Genomic DNA, 14,570 nt, shown 5'->3' on the forward strand with positions numbered 1-14,570 from the left:
TGGCCGGCATCCGCTCCCACACGCCCTCTTTTCGCCACTGCCGCCAGTAGTGATAGACCGTCTGCCACGGCGGCAGGTCATGCGGCAGGAGTCTCCAGGCGCAGCCGGCACGCAACCGGTACGCCAACGCGTTGAGGATCTCCCGCCGAGCGTGCTTCGCCGGCCGCCCACCAGGTTTGACCTACGGGACCAGCGGCCTGATGATCTCCCACTCCGGATCAGACAGATCCGTCGAGTAACGGGTACGCAGCCCGCACACCCCGGCCCCCGAACGTGCGTTACCACCCCGCTACCAGCAACTTGCCCGCTGACGGGCTTTCCAGACGCCCTCTAGGCCGGGACGACCTTCGTCCCGAGGTGGCGGAGACAGCAGTGGCCATCGGCAGCCGGAACGCTTCGAAACCTTCCCGGACGGGTGCTCGATCGAGCCGGCGTAGCGCGGTAGGCCGGCTCGGCCCCTTGGTGAGGGCGTCGGCGGGGCTCATCCGGTGACCAATGAGCCTGCGGAAGGACTCCGGGGTCCGAGCAGGACCGCCGTGCGGCTCGGCCGGCATCGTTCCAAGGATGTCGGCGACCCGACGGTGCCGGGGTGAGCCGTCGCGCGCCCGGTTCGTGCCGAGCCCGGCGAAGAACTTGGTGAGGTACAGGCCGGACCGGTGAAGGAAGCACTTCGGCTCCGATGAGCTGCCGGGATCGTCGGGGCCGAGGTTTTCGCACACCGGGTCACCAAAAGATTCGAACGTTCTCTTCCCGAGCCTCACGACTGGGCTCCTCCTCGGCACTGCCGCGTCGGCCGCGCGGACCCCGCCCTCAGTGCGGCCTGCCACACAACGGAGGCTGCGGACCGTCCCACCCCCGGGCACACCTGAGCGCCCGCGTACGTGACCTTCGCTCCTGCAAGGTCAATACTTCAGACAAGAGGACTTCAGCCGGCCCGCATCCGACCGCCCAGCAGACCTGACGACCCGTCACCAAAGTCGGCATCAGCACCGCCACAGCCCGCTTCGGGCCGCCACGGACCGTCACGATCGAGAACTTCCCCTACCTGCCCTGACCAGCGAAAACGCGGGTGGAAGACCCACCTGCCAAGCCCCCTAGGAGGCACCCGTGAAGATGCTCATCAATGTGCCGGAGACCGTGGTCGCGGACGCCTTGCGCGGGATGGCGGCGGCTCATCCCGAACTCGCGGTGGATGTGGAGAACCGGGTGATCGTCCGGCGGGACGCCCCCGTGGCCGGGAAGGTGGGTCTGGTCTCCGGCGGTGGATCGGGGCACGAGCCGCTGCACGGCGGGTTCGTGGGACCCGGGATGCTCTCGGCGGCCTGTCCCGGCGAGGTGTTCACCTCCCCCGTGCCCGACCAGATGGTGCGGGCGGCGGCGGCCGTGGACAGCGGGGCCGGGGTGCTGTTCGTCGTGAAGAACTACACCGGTGACGTGCTCAACTTCGACATGGCCGCCGAGCTCGCCGAGGACGAGGGCGTCCAGGTTGCGAAAGTGCTGGTCAACGACGACGTCGCGGTGACCGACAGCCTCTACACCGCCGGCCGGCGCGGCACCGGGGCGACGCTGTTCGTGGAGAAGATCGCGGGCGCGGCGGCCGAGGAGGGGCAGCCGTTGGAGCGGGTGGAGGCCGTGGCCCGTCAGGTCAACGAGAACTCCCGCAGTTTCGGCGTGGCCCTGAGCGCCGTCACCACGCCCGCCAAGGGCAGCCCCACCTTCGATCTGCCGTCCGGCGAGCTGGAGTTGGGCATCGGCATCCACGGTGAGCCGGGCCGGGAGCGGCGGCCGATGATGACCTCGGGTGAGATCGCCGATGCCTCCGTCGACGCGATCCTCCAGGACCTCACCCCCCGCAATCCGGTCCTGGTCCTGGTCAACGGCATGGGCGCGACCCCGCTGCTGGAGCTGTACGGCTTCAACGCCGAGGTGCAGCGGGTGCTCGGCGAGCGCGGCGTCCCCGTCGCCCGGGTCCTCGTCGGCAATTACGTGACGTCGCTCGACATGGCCGGCGCCTCGGTCACCCTGTGCCAGATCGACGAGGAGCTGCTGCGGCTGTGGGACGCGCCGGTGAACACCCCGGGACTGCGCTGGGGCGTCTGACGGACACCGGGGTATCGGTTCACTGTGCCTATCTCGCAAGGAGTTCCAGTGCTCGACGTCGAATTCTTCCGCCGTTGGATGACGGTGACCGCCGCGTCCGTCGACCGTGAGGCGGAGCGGCTCACCGCCCTCGACTCGCCCATCGGGGACGCCGACCACGGCAGCAACCTCCAGCGCGGGTTCACCGCGGTGCGGGCCGCGTTGGAGAAGGAGCCGCCCGCCACGCCCGGCGCGGTCCTGACCCTGTCCGGGCGCCTGCTCATCTCGAGCGTGGGCGGCGCGTCCGGGCCCCTGTACGGGACACTGCTGCGCCGCACCGGGAAGGCCCTCGGGGAGGCCACCGAGGTGAGCAGGGAGCAGTTGGCCGAGGCGCTGCGCACCGGAGTGGACGCGGTCCGGCAGCTCGGGGGTGCGGCGCCAGGTGACAAGACGATGATCGACGCCCTGGTGCCCGCGGTCGACGCGCTCGGCGAGTCCTTCGCCGCGGCGCGGGCCGCCGCCGAGGAGGGTGCGGTGGCCACGACGCCGTTGCGGGCCCGCAAGGGCAGGGCCAGCTACCTGGGCGAGCGGAGCATCGGGCACCAGGATCCCGGGGCCACGTCGGCGGCGCTGCTGATCGCCGGCCTCGCCGATGCCTCCGGCCCCGCCGAGGCCGCGGAGGCTGCCGGTGAGTGACGGGAAGCTGGTGGGGATCGTCCTGGTGTCGCACAGCGCGCAGGTGGCGGCCTCGGTCGCCGAGCTGGCGAGGGGCCTGGCCGGCTCCGGTGCCGCGGTGGCCGTCGCCCCGGCGGGCGGCACGGAGGACGGAGGTCTCGGTACGAGCGCCGAACTCGTCGCCACCGCGGCGGCGTCCGTCGACGGCGGCGCCGGGGTGGCCGTCCTGGCCGATCTGGGCAGCGCGGTGCTCACCGTGAAGGCGCTGCTCGCCGAGGGCGACGAGCTCCCGGAGCACACCCGGCTGGTGGACGCGCCGTTCGTGGAGGGAGCGGTGGCCGCGGTGGTCACGGCGGCGACGGGGGCGGACCTCGCGGCGGTGGAGGCCGCCGCGGCGGACGCGTACACGTATCGGAAGGTGTGAGGGCCGGACTTCGGCGCGGTCGCCGTGCACGGACTGCCGGGCGTGCTTCTCTCCCTGTCGTCACCGCCGCCCGGCGGTCCTCAGGGCGGGGCATAGGTCTCCAGGGGCCGTGCAAGGCGCCTGCGGCCGCCTCACAAGGACTCCGCCGCACCCTCTTGATGTGGCCGCGTCAGTCACGCCATATTGGTACGGACCATTCCACCGTTCCCTGTGCCCCTCGGGAGGCAGAGCCGTGCGAGGCGTTCCTGTCGCCGTGCCCCCGCGCCGGTGCGGCGCGCTGCGCGGGGCGCTCCGTGGCGCGCTCTGCGGTGGGCTCCTGCTGATCGTCTCCTGCGGTGGGGGCGGATCCGGGGACGGGAACGGGAACGGCGGCGAACGGCCGCCCGGGGCTCCGACGGGTGTCACGGCCGAGGCCGGCAGTGCCACCAGCGTGCACGTCATGTGGAACACCGTCGCCCTCGCGGGTGCCGAGGTGAGCCGGTACGAGGTGTATCGGGGCGCCACAAAGGTCAAGGAAGTACCCGGTTCCGAGCACATGGTGGACGTCACCGGACTCCGGCCCGCCACCGCGTATGCCTTCACCGTGCGGGCGCGGGACACGGACGGGCGGCTCGGGCCGCGCAGCCGGGAGGTGCGGGCGACGACACCCGCGGCCACGGCGGCCGACCGGTCCGCGCCCAGCCTCCCCGCGGACGTCCGCGGCACGGCGGCCGGCAGCCGGGCGGTGCAGCTGTCCTGGTCGGCCTCGACGGACGACCGGGGCGTGCTCTCGTACGACGTGTACCAGGGAGAGACGAAGATCCACAGCGTCGGCGGGGGCCAGACCGCCACCGTGGTGACGGGGCTGCGGCCGGGCACCCGCTACGTCTTCACCGTCCGGGCCCGGGACGCCGCCGACAATCTCTCCCCCGCCGGCGGCCCCGTCCGCCTCACCACACCGGGCCGTGACGACGGCAGCGCCACGGCGCCCACCGGCTTCCGCGCCGCGAGCCACCGCTCCGAGGGCGCGTACCACATCGAGCTCAGCTGGGTGCCGCCGCGCGTGGACGGGGTGATCACCGAGTACGAGGTGCGGCTGGACGGCCGCGCGGCCACCTCGCTCGTCTACGGAGGGGACGCACCCCGCGACCGGGCGACGTACAGCTTCTACGCGGGCGAGGAGGCGGGGGTCACCCATCGGGTACGGATCCGGGCCAGGCTGCCGGACGGGACCTGGGGCGGTTTCTCGGCGGAGCGCACGGTGACCACGGGCCCGCGCCGCTGAGCCCCACCTCGTCCGGGTGACGGCAGCCGTCACCTGCCCGGCGGCGGCCGGAATGCGCCGCGGGCCGGGTGCGCATTGGCTGGGCCCGTGGCAGCACGGGCGTTCCCCGACCCTCGGCGGCGCAAGGGATGTACCGCCGGCCGTGCCGCCGGAAGGCAGTCCACATGCGCTATTCGAAGCCACTGCTCCGTTCCGGTCTGACCGTGGCAGCCGCTGCCGCGCTGCCTCTGACCCTGGCGGGACCGGCCGCCTCGGGTCCCGGGATCTCCGTGAGCACCACCGGTTCGACGGTCTCCGTCACCACCACCGCGTGCGCCCAGCTCAACGGCAGCTGGGGTACCGCCTCGCTGCTGCACAGCAGCCAGTCGGACTTCTCCCAGGGCCGCCGGGTGGCGCTGTCCGGGAGCAGCTCGGGGCAGTCCGCCGCCTGGTCGGACGTCGGCCCGGGGACCCACACGGTGATCGTGGTGTGCTCGAACGGGACCACCGCGGGCACGCAGTCCGTCGTCGTCGCCGCCGATCCCGCTCCCACCCCCAGCCCGGCGGCCTCCGTCCCGCCCTCGCCGCCCCGTGGGGTGCTGGGCGGCGTCGGTGGCGGCTCCACGGACTACGGCACGGTGACCATGGTGGCCGGCGGCGCGCTGGTCGGTACCGGTCTCCTCGCCACGGCCTGGTACCTGCGGCGGCGCGGCAGGCCGAACCGCCTCTGAGACGACGCCGGCCGCCATCGCGTCCGACGCGCTCCGGTCGGGCGGTCGGCGTCACTTCCCTCCGGAGCCCGATCCGTCCGGCTCCGCGCGCACGGGGCCGGACGGGTCCGTGGGGGCGGGGTCCGGCGGGTCGGCCGACCCGGTCCGCTCGCTCCGCCCCGCCCACTCACCGTCCGGCAGCTCCGCGAACTCCGTCAGCGCATGCTCGAGCCACCGGGTCCAGAAGGTCTCCAGGTCGATGCCGGCCCGCAGAACCAGATGCCGGAGCCGGTCCTCCCTGCCGTCCCTGCCGGGCGGGAAGTCACGCTGCTCGATGTCCTTGTACTCCTCCAACTGCCTTTCGTGCAGCTCCAGATGGCGCCGGAAATCGGCCTCGAGTCCCTCGGTGCCGACCACCGCCGCCGCCCTCAGCCGCAGCAACAGCGCGTCGCGGAGCGGTTTGGGGTCCTGTGCGGCGGAGGTCCAGCGGGCCAGTTCGGCGCGGCCCGCCGGCAGGACCTCGTAGGACTTCCTCTGTCCGCGGGCGGGCTGTTCGGCGGACAGCGCCCGGATCAGCCCCTCGGCTTCCAGTTTCCCCAGCTCGCGGTAGATCTGCTGGTGCGTCGCGGACCAGAAGTAGCCGATCGACTTGTCGAAGCGCCGGGTCAGCTCCAGCCCGGACGACGGCTTCTCGAGCAGGGCGGTGAGGATGGCGTGCGGGAGTGACATGGGACCGATCCTAGGGACGGAGCGCGCCGCTCTACAGGGCCGCCGCCAGCTCCGTGCCCTGCTTGACGGCGCGTTTGGCGTCCAGTTCGGCGGCCACGTCGGCGCCGCCGATCAGGTGGACGGCGTGCCCGGCGGCGACCAGTTCCTCGTACAGGTCGCGGCGCGGTTCCTGGCCGGTGCACAGGACGATCGTGTCCACCTCGAGGACGGTGCTCTCGCCGTCGACGGTGACGTGCAGGCCGGCGTCGTCGATCCGGTCGTAGCGCACCCCGGGGATCATGGTGACGCCGCGGTGGCGGAGTTCGGTGCGGTGGATCCAGCCGGTGGTCTTGCCGAGTCCCGCGCCGACCTTGGAGGTCTTGCGCTGGAGCAGGTGGACGGTGCGCGGCGGGGCGGGCCGCTGGGGTGCGGTGAGGCCGCCGGGCGTGCGGTGCTCCATGTCGACGCCCCACTGACGGAAGTACGTCTCGGGGTGCTCGTGCGCCTTGTCGCCGCCGTCGGTGAGGAACTCGGCGACGTCGAAGCCGATGCCGCCCGCGCCGAGGATCGCGACCCGGTCGCCGACGGGGGCGCCGTCGCGCAGCACGTCGAGGTAGCCGAGCACGCTCGGGTGGTCGATGCCGGGGAGGTCGGGCACGCGCGGGCTGACGCCGGTGGCGACGACGACCTCGTCGTGGCCGACGACGTCGTCGGCCGTGACCAGGGTGTCCAGGCGTACGTCCACGGCCAGTTCGGCGAGCCGGGTGCGGAAGTAGCGCAGGGTCTCGTCGAACTCCTGCTTGCCGGGGACCTTCCGTGCGACGTTGAGCTGGCCGCCGATCTCGCTCGCGGCGTCGAACAGGGTGACGTCGTGGCCGCGTTCGGCGGCGCTGACGGCGCAGGCGAGCCCGGCCGGTCCGGCGCCGACGACCGCGACGCGCTTGCGGTGCCTGGTCGGCGACAGCACCAGTTCGGTCTCGTGGCAGGCGCGCGGATTGACCAGGCAGGAGGTGATCTGTCCGCTGAAGGTGTGGTCCAGGCAGGCCTGGTTGCAGCCGATGCAGGTGTTGATCGCCTCGGGCCGGCCGTCCGCGGCCTTGGCGACGAAGTCGGGGTCGGCGAGCATCGGGCGGGCCATCGACACCATGTCGGCGTGCCCCTCGGCGAGCAGTTCCTCGGCGAGTTCGGGGGTGTTGATGCGGTTGGTGGTGACGAGGGGGACCGAGACCTCGCCCATGAGCCGCTTCGTCACCCAGGTGTACGCACCGCGGGGTACCGAGGTGGCGATGGTGGGGATGCGGGCCTCGTGCCAGCCGATGCCGGTGTTGATGATCGTGGCGCCGGCCTCCTCGACGGCGCGGGCCAGTGCGATCACCTCGTCCAGGGTCGAGCCGCCGGGGACGAGGTCCAGCATGGAGAGCCGGTAGATGACGATGAAGTCCTCACCGACCGCCTCGCGCACCCGGCGGACGATCTCCAGGGGGAAGCGCGTCCGGTTCTCGTACGAGCCGCCCCAGCGGTCCGTGCGCCGGTTGGTCTGCTCGACGATGAACTCGTTGATCAGATACCCCTCGGAGCCCATGATCTCGACGCCGTCGTAGCCGGCCTGCCGGGCGAGGCGGGCGGTGCGGACGTAGTCGTCGACGGTGCGCTCGACCTCGGCGTCGGTGAGCTCGCGGGGTGTGAAGGGGCTGATCGGCGCCTGGAGCGGGCTGGGGGCGACCAGGTCCTGGTGGTAGGCGTACCGGCCGAAGTGCAGGATCTGCAGGGCGATCCGCCCGCCCTCGCGGTGCACGGCCTCCGTGACGGTCCGGTGCTGCTCGGCCTCCGCGTCGGTGGTGAGCTTCGCGCCCCCCTCGAAGGCCCGCCCCTCGTCGTTGGGTGCGATGCCGCCGGTGACGATGAGGCCCACGCCGCCGCGGGCACGGGCGGCGTAGAACTCGGCCATGCGCGCGAAGCCGCCCTCGGCCTCCTCGAGGCCTATGTGCATGGAGCCCATGAGGACCCGGTTGGGCAGGGTCGTGAAGCCCAGGTCGAGGGGGGTCAGCAGGTGCGGGTATCGGCTCATCGGGCCCTCCGTGCGCGGTGTGGTGCCTCTGTTGTAGAGGACGCGCACCCGTTTATGCAACTAGTTGCACAAACGTGACGGAGGGTGCGGTGAGCCGGCGGCGCGGAGGACCCTCGGGGTGTCCGTGCGCGCCGCCGCGCCCCGGCGGGTCACCGGCTTTCGAGGCGGATGTGCAGTTCCTCCTCCTGGTCGCCCGAGGCCGTGCTCAGATCGTGCACCGTGAACAGGGAGTCCAGAGTGGTGCGGAACCGCTCGACGGCCCAGTAGCCGCCGTGCACGTCGGCGTCGACCGACGAGGACAGCCGGGCCGGGCGGGCGCCGCCCTCCCGCGGGGAGGCGACGTCGAACGTGCCGAGCCACACCATCGGGCGGGTCTCGTGGAACTTCTCCGGTACGTCCTCGGAGCACCGGTCGGACGTGTAGCACGCGCACAGCGTGTCGAAGACGATCCGCGCGTCATGTTTGTCGCACCCGCTGATCTCGACCGAGACGGATTCCGGGTGCGCTCGCTCACTGCCCATCGTGATCGCTCCTCTCGTCGCCCCCCGGCTTCCCCGCACCTCCCCGGGGAAACACCGCGCACGGGGGAGCACCACCCGCGCACCACCGGCGTGCGCGGGGGCTCGCGGGGCACCCGCCGGACGAGAGGAGAACGAGGGGAGAACGAGGGGAAGAAGGCGGCAGGAGACGGTCGGAGCGGCGGAAAATCGCCCCCACGCGCGGTAGAACAAGGGATGACGGCACCGCGACGGTGTGCCGCGGGAATCGGCGAAGGCAGGGCGTGCGATGAGTTCAGCCGAGTCACCCCTGGTCGAGGGTGACGGAACGGCATCGGGGCCGGCCCGCCCCAGCGGGCTGCTCGACGTGCTGCGTGTGGCCTCGGTGGTGCTGGACCCCGAAGGGCGGATCGTCCTGTGGAGCCCTCAGGCCGAGGAACTGTTCGGGTACGGCGCCGAGGAGGCGCTGGGCCGGTACGCCGCGCGGATCATGGTGGACGAGCGGTATCTGGACCTGGTGGTCAAGCTGTTCTCCGACGTCATGCGCACCGGACGGAGCTGGGCCGGGGCCTTCCCCATCCGGCGCAAGGACGGCAGCACCCGGCTGGTGGAGTTCCGCAACATGCGGCTGACGGACGACCACGGCGCCGTCTACGCCCTCGGCCTCGCGGTCGACCAGTCGACCGTGCGCCGGATGGAGCGGGACGTGGCGCTGTCCACCCGGATCGTCGCCCAGTCCCCGATCGGGCTGGCCGTACTGGACACCGATCTGCGGTACGTCTCGGTCAACCCGGCGCTGGCACAGATCAACGGTGTGCCGGCCGACGACCATCTGGGCCGCACGGTCTCCGAGGTGCTGCCGCGGCTGGACGCCGACTCCGTCAAGGCCACGGCGCTCCGGGTCCTGGAGACCGGGAAACCGGTCGTCGACCAGTCCATGATCGGCCGGACCCCGGCCGATCCCGAGGAGGACCACGCCTGGTCGGTCTCGCTCTACCGGCTGGAGAACGCGCTCGGCTCGGTGCTGGGCGTGGCCGTGTCCGTGGTGGACATCACCGAGCAGTACCGGGCGGCCGTGGAGGCCGAGACGGCCCGGCGCCGGCTGGCCGTCGTCGCCGACGCCTCGGTGCGGATCGGCACCACCCTGGACCTGGAGCGCACGGCTCGTGAGCTGGTCGACGTGGCCGTGCCGGAACTGGCCGACGTGGCGGCCGTCGACCTGCTGGACACGGTGGTCCGGGGCCACCGCAGCACCCTGGCCCCGGCCGAGCCGGCGATGATCCGGGCGCTGGCGATCCGGGGCGAGGGCGTGGGCTCGGACGACGCCCTGCGGGCGGCCGATCCGACGGGCCAGGTGGTCCGGTACGGGCCGGACCGGCTGGTCACCGAGTGCGTACGCACCGGCCTGCCCGTGATGCTGCCGCAGGTGAAGGACGAACACCTCACCCGCATCGCCCGCTCCGCCCGGGCGGCCGAACTGCTGGGCCGGGCGGGTGTGCACTCCTATCTGGCCGTACCGCTCATCGCGCGCGGCGAGGTGCTGGGCGCGCTCGACCTCAAGCGCACCGGTACTCCGCGGCCGTTCGACGAGGACGATCTGCTGCTGGCCCGGGAGCTGGCCGCCCGCGCGGCGGTGCAGATCGACAACGCCCGCTGGTACCAGAGTGCCCGCGACGCCGCGCTCACCCTGCAGCGCAGTCTGCTGCCCAACCATCCGTCCGTCACGGGCGGGCTCGAGGTCGCCTCCCGCTACCAGCCCGCGGGCAGCACCAGCGAGGTGGGCGGTGACTGGTTCGACGTGATCCCGCTGGACGGCGGCAGGACGGCCCTCGTGGTGGGAGACGTGATGGGCAGCGGCATCCCGGCGGCGGCCACCATGGGACAGCTGCGCACGGCGACGAACACGCTGGCCCCGCTCGGCCTCGATCCTGCGGTGCTCCTGGAGCACCTCGACCGGATCGTCGGCGGCCTGGAGGACGCCATCGCCACCTGTGTCTACGCCGTCCACGACCCCCGCGAGCACCAGTGCCTGATCGCCAACGCGGGGCATCTGCCGCCGGTACGGGTACGGGCCGGCGGCACCCCGGAACTGCTCGATCTGCCCACCGGGGTGCCGCTGGGCGTGGGCGGCGTCGAGTTCTCCACGACCGTCGTCGGGATCGAGCCGGGCGACCGGCTGGTGCTCTACACCGACGGCCTCGTCGAGACCCGCCGGCACCCGCTGGACCAGCGTCTCGACCGCCTGCTCACCCTGCTGGAGGGCCCCGACCGCTCCCTCGAGGACATGTGCGACCTGCTGCTGCGCACGCTGCACGAGCCCGACAACTTCGACGACGTGGCCCTCCTCATCGCCCGCGCGACGGCTCCCGGCGGTCCTACGGTCTGACGCCGATCACGACATGGGCGTACCCCTCCTCGGAGACGGCCCGGCGGGCCCGCAGCCCGGCGCCGGTGAGGACGGCGGAGGCCGCGGGAGCCTGCCGGCGGCTCGTCTCGACCAGGAGGCACCCGCCGGGCGCCAGCCAGTCGGGAGCCCCGGCGGCCACCCTGCGCAGCACGGCGAGCCCGTCCGTGCCGCCGTCGAGTGCGACGCGCGGCTCGTGGTCGCGGGCCTCCGGCGGGAGCAGACCGATCTCGCCGCTGGGGACGTAGGGCACATTGGCCGCGAGGATGTCGATCCGGCCGCGCAACACCGCGGGCAGCGCCTCGAACAGGTCTCCGAGGTGCACCCGGCCGCCGGCGTCCGCGACATTGCGGCGGGCGCAGCGCACGGCGACCGGGTCGATGTCGGCGGCGTGCAGTTCGACCGCGCCGAGCCCGTCGGCAAGCGCCGCGCCGACGGCGCCCGAACCGCAGCACAGGTCCACGACGACGGCCGCGTCGGGCGCCTGGGCGAGCGCCTGCGCCACGAGGAACTCGGTACGGCGCCGGGGTACGAAGACACCGGGGGTCACGGCGATCCGCCGGCCCCTGAACTCGGCCCAGCCGACGACGAGTTCGAGTGGGAGCCCGCGCACCCTGCGCGCGACCATCGCGGTCGCCTCGTCCGGGGTGTGCGCGGCGGCGAGGATCAGCTCGGCCTCGTCCTCGGCGAAGACACAGCCCGCGGCGCGCAGCGTGGCGACGACGGAGTCCCGGTCGGCGGGCGCGGAAGGCGGGACGGGCGGCGGTTCGGCGGGAGAGGACTGCGGGACGGGCGAGGGGGACGGCATGGCGGCAAGAGCCTTTCGGGAGCCGAGGGGCGCTCCCGCGGTCACCTACTGCGGGTGATCCGCATCGCTTCGAGGTGAGAGCACCCGACCTGACACAGCGGTAACGGGTCTCACCTCCCCGGGCCGTCGACGGCCGGGACCCTCCGCAGCCGAGCCGCCACCCTACCCGACGACGCCACCGGTCCCACGGGGTTTTCCGTACGGCGCGGTGCACACGGTGCGGCGGGACCGAGGCCGGTGGGACGGCCGGGGGCCGGCAGGCGGGATCGGTGTGCGGGTGCTCCCCGGCACCCCGTACGGTTGAAGCCGGAAACACCGGAACCCCCGGAACCACCTGAGCACCACTCGCAACGGAATCGCCGATCACGTGAACATCACCCGCGGCTTCACCGGCCGCCCCCGCGTGGACCACCCCGGTCTGCCGCCCGGTCAGTACGACGCGGGCGACGAATGGCCCGTGCTGTCCGCCGAGGTCACCCCCGACCTCGCGCCCGCCGACTGGACGTTCCGGATCGACGGGCTGGTGGCCGAGCCCCGTACCTGGGACTGGGAGCAGGCGCACGCCCTGCCGGCCTCGGCGTACGAGGGCGCGATCCACTGCGTGACGGGCTGGTCGAAGTTCGGGGTGCGCTTCGGCGGCGCCTCCCTGGACGCCTTCATGGACCTGGTCCGGCCCGACGGGTCCGCCACCCATGCCGTCGCCTACTCGCACACCGGCTACACGGCGAACCTGCCGCTCGCCGACCTGACCGGCGGGCGGGCCTGGATCGTGTGGGAGTACGACGGCCTGCCGATCCCTCCCGAGCACGGCGGCCCGGCCCGGCTGATCGTGCCGCACCTGTACTTCTGGAAGAGCGTCAAGTGGATCGCGGGTCTGCGGATCCTCGACCACGACGAGCCGGGTTTCTGGGAGGGCAACGGCTACCACCCGCGCGGCAACCCCTGGGAGGAGCAGCGGTACTCCGGTGACTGAGCGAGTGACACTCCCGCGAGGGCCCGAGGACCCGGCTCCGCCCGCCCGGTTCGCCCCGCCGACACGGTTCGCCGTGCCCGGACGCATCGGCGTGGGCCGGCAGACGGCCTCGGTGTGGCGGACGGCGACCCTGACCGGGATCCGCCGCGAGACCCCGCGCGCCGCGACCTTCCGCTTCGCCGTGCCCGACTGGCCGGGGCATGTGCCGGGTCAGCACCTGTTGCTGCGGCTGACCGCCGAGGACGGCTATGTGGCTCAGCGCCACTACTCGATCGCGTCCGCACCGGACGACTCCGGGCACATCGAGCTGACCCTGGACCATGTGGCGGACGGCGAGGTCTCGGGCTGGTTCCACTCGGTGGCCCGGCCCGGCGACCGGGTGGAGGTGCGCGGCCCGCTGAGCGGCTTCTTCGCCTGGCCGGGCGACCGGCCCGCGCTGCTGCTGGGAGCCGGCTCGGGGGTGGTCCCGCTGATGTCGATGGTGCGGCACCACAGGGCCCGGGGCCTGTCGCTGCCCCTGCGGCTGCTGGTGTCGGCGCGCAGCCCCGAGGAGTTGATCTACCGGGACGAGCTCGGGGCGGAGACCCTGCCCGTGTTCACCCGGAGCGCGCCGGAGGGTGTGGCCGTGGGACGTATGGCGGCCGCACATGTGGCGCCGCTCCTGGCCGAGGCTCCCGAGGCCGGGTGGGAAGCCTATGTGTGCGGTTCCAACTCCTTTGCCGAGCACGCCTCCAGGCTGCTTGTCGCGGCCGGCCAGCCCGTGGACCGGATCCGCATCGAGCGCTTCGGCTGACCCGCGCCGCGCCGGGGCCGCCGCAGGACGGCGGCCCCACCGGGCACAAGGGCTTTCTACACCCTTCACCTGCGCTCCTCCGTTCTCGCGTCGGACGCGGACGGAGTCCCGTACGCGCTCTGGCGACCGCTCACACGGCCCACGTACGGTGTGACCGCTTCGTACTGTCTCCGTGCAAAGGCGGTCCCTGATGTCCCTGTTCGACCTACCGCTCGACGAACTGCGCGAGTACCGGAGCGCGTCCACGGCTCCGGAGGACTTCGACGCGTTCTGGTCCAAGTCGCTCGCGGAGGCACGCGAGTACGATCTGGACGTCCGCTTCGAGCCGGTCGACACGGGCCTGTCCACGGTACGGGTCCTCGATGTGACGTTCGCCGGTTTCGGGGGCCATCCGGTCAAGGGCTGGCTGACGCTGCCCGCCGGGGCCGAGGAACCGCTGCCGCTGGTCGTGCAGTTCATCGGCTACGGCGGGGGCCGCGGCCTGCCCCACGAGCATCTGCTGTGGGCGTCCACGGGCCGGGCGCACTTCGTGATGGACACCCGCGGCCAGGGCAGCGCCTGGGGCGCCGGCGGTGGCACGGCGGACCCGGTGGGCGGCGCGCCGGCGTACCCCGGGTTCATGACGCGCGGCATCGACGCACCCGAGAACTACTACTACCGCCGGGTGTTCACGGACGCGGTGCGTGCGGTGGAGGCGGCCCGCGCGCACCCGCTGACCGATGCGGCCCGTACCGCGGCCGTCGGCGCGAGTCAGGGCGGCGGGGTCGCCCTGGCGGTGGGCGGTCTGGTCCCGGACCTGGCGGCCGTCGCCCCGGACGTGCCGTTCCTGTGCGACTTCCCCCGTGCCGCGACGCTCACCGACCGGCACCCGTACCGGGAGATCGGCCTCTTCCTCAGGACTCACCGGGGACGCACCGAGGACGCCCTGCGCACCCTGTCCTACTTCGACGGGGTGCACTTCGCCGCCCGCGGCCGCGCCCCGGCCCTGTTCTCGGCGGCCCTCGAGGACCAGACCTGCCCGCCCTCGACGGTCTTCGCCGCCTTCAACGCCTGGGCTCACGACGACAAGTCCATCGAGGTGTACGACTTCAACGACCACGAGGGCGGCGGCCCCTTCCAGGAGGCGGTCCAGCTCCGCTGGATGCGCTCGCACGTCTGATCCCGCCGGGGCGCGGGGCCGGGGAACAG

At 72.9% G+C, this 14,570-nt stretch carries 12 protein-coding genes and 2 pseudogenes; 9 read left to right on the top strand and 5 right to left on the bottom strand.

All coding sequences use genetic code 11. The annotated features are described in order from the left end of the window. A pseudogene (locus ACWEQO_RS20750) lies at nt 1–163 on the bottom strand (transposase); the annotation flags it as partial. Nucleotides 164–1,107: 944 nt separating this feature from the next. On the opposite strand from ACWEQO_RS20750, the gene dhaK reads away from it, so the two are divergent. The 5 genes from dhaK to ACWEQO_RS20775 all read left to right on the top strand — a co-directional run bounded on the left by dhaK (nt 1,108) and on the right by ACWEQO_RS20775 (nt 5,152). After that, a complete protein-coding gene (gene dhaK / locus ACWEQO_RS20755; protein ID WP_361457623.1) occupies nt 1,108–2,100 on the top strand; it encodes a dihydroxyacetone kinase subunit DhaK in 993 nt (330 codons plus the stop codon). A 48-nt stretch (nt 2,101–2,148) separates the two neighbouring features. Beyond that, nucleotides 2,149–2,775: a dihydroxyacetone kinase subunit DhaL gene (gene dhaL / locus ACWEQO_RS20760; protein WP_361457626.1), complete on the top strand. Its 627-nt coding sequence runs from the start codon at nt 2,149–2,151 to the stop codon at nt 2,773–2,775. After that, nucleotides 2,768–3,178, top strand: a complete 411-nt coding sequence (locus ACWEQO_RS20765) for a PTS-dependent dihydroxyacetone kinase phosphotransferase subunit DhaM (protein ID WP_361457629.1) — start codon at nt 2,768–2,770, stop codon at nt 3,176–3,178. Before dhaL ends, ACWEQO_RS20765 begins: the two co-directional genes overlap by 8 nt. 232 nt (nt 3,179–3,410) lie before the next feature. Next, entirely contained in the window at nt 3,411–4,442 is a 1,032-nt protein-coding gene (locus ACWEQO_RS20770; protein WP_452984765.1) for a fibronectin type III domain-containing protein, read from the top strand. A gap of 164 nt (nt 4,443–4,606) precedes the next feature. Then, entirely contained in the window at nt 4,607–5,152 is a 546-nt protein-coding gene (locus ACWEQO_RS20775) for a hypothetical protein (RefSeq protein ID WP_361457632.1), read from the top strand. A 165-nt stretch (nt 5,153–5,317) separates the two neighbouring features. Here the strand turns inward: ACWEQO_RS20775 and ACWEQO_RS20780 are convergent. From ACWEQO_RS20780 to ACWEQO_RS20790, 3 genes and pseudogenes are all read right to left on the bottom strand, one after another. Further along, a pseudogene (locus tag ACWEQO_RS20780) lies at nt 5,318–5,860 on the bottom strand (PadR family transcriptional regulator); the annotation flags it as partial. 31 nt (nt 5,861–5,891) lie between these two features. Next, complete coding sequence (locus ACWEQO_RS20785; RefSeq protein WP_452984766.1) at nt 5,892–7,907, bottom strand: FAD-dependent oxidoreductase; 2,016 nt, start codon at nt 7,905–7,907, stop codon at nt 5,892–5,894. A gap of 149 nt (nt 7,908–8,056) precedes the next feature. Then, complete coding sequence (locus ACWEQO_RS20790; protein ID WP_361457638.1) at nt 8,057–8,428, bottom strand: hypothetical protein; 372 nt, start codon at nt 8,426–8,428, stop codon at nt 8,057–8,059. A 265-nt stretch (nt 8,429–8,693) separates the two neighbouring features. On the opposite strand from ACWEQO_RS20790, the gene ACWEQO_RS20795 reads away from it, so the two are divergent. Continuing rightward, nucleotides 8,694–10,790 carry a SpoIIE family protein phosphatase gene (locus ACWEQO_RS20795; RefSeq protein WP_452984767.1) on the top strand — a complete coding sequence of 699 codons (2,097 nt, stop codon included), beginning with the start codon at nt 8,694–8,696 and terminating at the stop codon, nt 10,788–10,790. Here the strand turns inward: ACWEQO_RS20795 and ACWEQO_RS20800 are convergent. Continuing rightward, entirely contained in the window at nt 10,780–11,616 is an 837-nt protein-coding gene (locus tag ACWEQO_RS20800; RefSeq protein WP_452984768.1) for a putative protein N(5)-glutamine methyltransferase, read from the bottom strand. The two genes, ACWEQO_RS20795 and ACWEQO_RS20800, sit on opposite strands and share 11 nt — an antisense overlap. Nucleotides 11,617–11,983: 367 nt before the next feature. Here ACWEQO_RS20800 and ACWEQO_RS20805 point away from each other — a divergent pair, with 367 nt between their 5' ends. The 3 genes from ACWEQO_RS20805 (at nt 11,984) to ACWEQO_RS20815 (ending at nt 14,541) form a co-directional block, all read left to right on the top strand. After that, nucleotides 11,984–12,589 carry a sulfite oxidase-like oxidoreductase gene (locus tag ACWEQO_RS20805; RefSeq protein ID WP_452984769.1) on the top strand — a complete coding sequence of 202 codons (606 nt, stop codon included), beginning with the start codon at nt 11,984–11,986 and terminating at the stop codon, nt 12,587–12,589. A gap of 73 nt (nt 12,590–12,662) precedes the next feature. After that, a complete protein-coding gene (locus tag ACWEQO_RS20810) occupies nt 12,663–13,382 on the top strand; it encodes a ferredoxin reductase (protein ID WP_361457849.1) in 720 nt (239 codons plus the stop codon). A 190-nt stretch (nt 13,383–13,572) separates the two neighbouring features. Beyond that, on the top strand, nt 13,573–14,541 hold the full coding sequence (locus ACWEQO_RS20815) for an acetylxylan esterase (protein ID WP_361457650.1): 969 nt from the start codon (nt 13,573–13,575) through the stop codon (nt 14,539–14,541). Nucleotides 14,542–14,570 lie beyond the last annotated feature (29 nt).

This window comes from Streptomyces sp. NPDC004051, from assembly GCF_053604275.1.

Excerpts from the sequence above, each read along its gene's own strand:
- ACWEQO_RS20775 (WP_361457632.1), top strand. The coding sequence starts at position 4,607 with ATGCGCTATTCGAAGCCACTGCTCCGTTCCGGTCTGACCGTGGCAGCC.
- ACWEQO_RS20785 (WP_452984766.1), bottom strand. The coding sequence starts at position 7,907 with ATGAGCCGATACCCGCACCTGCTGACCCCCCTCGACCTGGGCTTCACG.
- ACWEQO_RS20790 (WP_361457638.1), bottom strand. The coding sequence starts at position 8,428 with ATGGGCAGTGAGCGAGCGCACCCGGAATCCGTCTCGGTCGAGATCAGC.
- ACWEQO_RS20795 (WP_452984767.1), top strand. The coding sequence starts at position 8,694 with ATGAGTTCAGCCGAGTCACCCCTGGTCGAGGGTGACGGAACGGCATCG.
- ACWEQO_RS20800 (WP_452984768.1), bottom strand. The coding sequence starts at position 11,616 with ATGCCGTCCCCCTCGCCCGTCCCGCAGTCCTCTCCCGCCGAACCGCCG.
- ACWEQO_RS20815 (WP_361457650.1), top strand. The coding sequence starts at position 13,573 with ATGTCCCTGTTCGACCTACCGCTCGACGAACTGCGCGAGTACCGGAGC.